This window comes from Pseudomonas sp. AL 58 (genome assembly GCF_036348395.1).
In the GTDB taxonomy this organism is placed as follows: Bacteria; Pseudomonadota; Gammaproteobacteria; order Pseudomonadales; family Pseudomonadaceae; genus Aquipseudomonas; species Aquipseudomonas defluvii.
On the sequence record NZ_JAZBQR010000066.1, the window covers coordinates 1 to 680 of the forward strand.

Sequence of the window (680 nt, forward strand, 5' to 3'; positions counted from 1 at the left end):
CTGCGCAACCGCGTGACCCGGCTGGGCATTACGGTCGGTTCTGTACTACTGCCGCCGTTTAACGACTTCATGGCGACGGTCGGGCCGATCATCACCGGCGTGACCCAGTTGGCCGGCGCGCACCCGTGGCTGATCAAGGGCATCATCGGGGCGGCGGTCGGCTTCACTGTGTTGCGCTTGGCCACGGCGGGGGCTACTTCCGCGCTCATGCTGATGGATGGTGTGGCAAAAATGAGCGTTATCGGCCTGGTCGTGCGTGGTGTGGCGATTGCGGCAGGTGTGCTGATTGCGAACTGGTCGAGCGTCGCGCCTTACTTCGCTTGGGTATGGGAGAGGATCAAAGACCCGGCTATGACGGTCTGGTCGTGGATGAAAGAGGCCTTCAACTGGAGCCCGCTCGGCCTGGCCATTGCCAACTGGGGGCCGCTGACGGAGTTCTTTAGCGCGCTGTGGGATCTGGTCAAGGCGCTGTCGGTACCGTTCGCGGAGTTCCTTGGGACGTTGTTCGACTGGTCGCCGCTGGGTTTGATCATCAAGCACTGGGAGCCCATCAGCGGTTTCTTCAGGGGGCTTTGGGACGAGTTGCGGCCCATCGTTGAACCGATGATGAAGTTCCTTGGCATCGAGACGGACGGCGCCGGGGTGATTGGTGCCGCGACGGATAAGGTCAAGCAGTGGAC

At 62.1% G+C, this 680-nt stretch carries 1 pseudogene; it reads left to right on the forward strand.

From position 1 onward, the window contains the following. A pseudogene (locus UIA24_RS23065) lies at positions 1-680 on the forward strand (phage tail tape measure protein); the annotation flags it as partial.